The organism is Streptomyces sp. NPDC058274, assembly GCF_042881375.1.
In the GTDB taxonomy this organism is placed as follows: Bacteria; Actinomycetota; Actinomycetes; order Streptomycetales; family Streptomycetaceae; genus Streptomyces.
This window is the reverse complement of the sequence record NZ_JBHVXW010000040.1, coordinates 3,219-5,066: the sequence shown is the minus strand read 5'-3', so window position 1 is coordinate 5,066 and position 1,848 is coordinate 3,219. Positions and strand designations below refer to the sequence as shown.

Sequence of the window (1,848 nt, the reverse complement as noted above, 5' to 3'; positions counted from 1 at the left end):
ACACAGTGGACGCGAGCAACTGAGGACAAGCCCTCGGCCTATTAGTACCAGTCACCTCCAGCGGTTACCCGCCTTCCAGATCTGGCCTATCAACCCAGTCGTCTACTGGGAGCCTTAACCCCTCAAAGGGGGTGGGAATACTCATCTTGAAGCAGGCTTCCCGCTTAGATGCTTTCAGCGGTTATCCCTCCCGAACGTAGCCAACCAGCCATGCCCTTGGCAGGACAACTGGCACACCAGAGGTTCGTCCGTCCCGGTCCTCTCGTACTAGGGACAGCCCTTCTCAATATTCCTACGCGCACAGCGGATAGGGACCGAACTGTCTCACGACGTTCTAAACCCAGCTCGCGTACCGCTTTAATGGGCGAACAGCCCAACCCTTGGGACCGACTCCAGCCCCAGGATGCGACGAGCCGACATCGAGGTGCCAAACCATCCCGTCGATATGGACTCTTGGGGAAGATCAGCCTGTTATCCCCGGGGTACCTTTTATCCGTTGAGCGACGGCGCTTCCACAAGCCACCGCCGGATCACTAGTCCCGACTTTCGTCCCTGCTCGACCCGTCGGTCTCACAGTCAAGCTCCCTTGTGCACTTACACTCAACACCTGATTACCAACCAGGCTGAGGGAACCTTTGGGCGCCTCCGTTACTCTTTAGGAGGCAACCGCCCCAGTTAAACTACCCATCAGACACTGTCCCTGATCCGGATCACGGACCCAGGTTAGACATCCAGCACGACCAGAGTGGTATTTCAACGATGACTCCCCCTGAGCTGGCGCTCAGAGTTCACAGTCTCCCACCTATCCTACACAAGCCGAACCGAACACCAATATCAAACTGTAGTAAAGGTCCCGGGGTCTTTCCGTCCTGCTGCGCGAAACGAGCATCTTTACTCGTAGTGCAATTTCACCGGGCCTATGGTTGAGACAGTCGAGAAGTCGTTACGCCATTCGTGCAGGTCGGAACTTACCCGACAAGGAATTTCGCTACCTTAGGATGGTTATAGTTACCACCGCCGTTTACTGGCGCTTAAGTTCTCAGCTTCGCACACCCGAAAGTGCACTAACCGGTCCCCTTAACGTTCCAGCACCGGGCAGGCGTCAGTCCGTATACATCGCCTTACGGCTTCGCACGGACCTGTGTTTTTAGTAAACAGTCGCTTCTCGCTGGTCTCTGCGGCCACCCCCAGCTCACCGAGTAAATCGGATCACCGGTGATGGCCCCCCTTCTCCCGAAGTTACGGGGGCATTTTGCCGAGTTCCTTAACCATAGTTCACCCGAACGCCTCGGTATTCTCTACCTGACCACCTGAGTCGGTTTAGGGTACGGGCCGCCATGAAACTCGCTAGAGGCTTTTCTCGACAGCATAGGATCATCCACTTCACCACAATCGGCTCGGCATCAGGTCTCAGCCTTAATGTGCGACGGATTTACCTATCACACGGCCTACACCCTTACCCCGGGACAACCACCGCCCGGGCTGGACTACCTTCCTGCGTCACCCCATCACTCACCTACTACCATCTTGGGCCGGCGGCTCCACCACTCCCCTCAACTCCGAAGAGATCAGGGCGGCTTCACGGCCTTAGCATTAATGGGCTCGATGTTTGACGCTTCACAGCGGGTACCGGAATATCAACCGGTTATCCATCGACTACGCCTGTCGGCCTCGCCTTAGGTCCCGACTTACCCTGGGCAGATCAGCTTGACCCAGGAACCCTTAGTCAATCGGCGCACACGTTTCTCACGTGTGTATCGCTACTCATGCCTGCATTCTCACTCGTGAACCGTCCACCACTGCCTTCCGGCGCGGCTTCACCCGGCACACGACGCTCCCCTACCCATC

General features: G+C 56.8%; 1 rRNA gene (cut by a window edge). It reads right to left on the bottom strand.

What is annotated here, in order from left to right:
- Positions 1 to 21: 21 nt before the first annotated feature.
- A 23S ribosomal RNA gene (locus ACFVYF_RS37760) occupies positions 22 to 1,848 on the bottom strand; it runs 1,372 nt beyond the window's last position.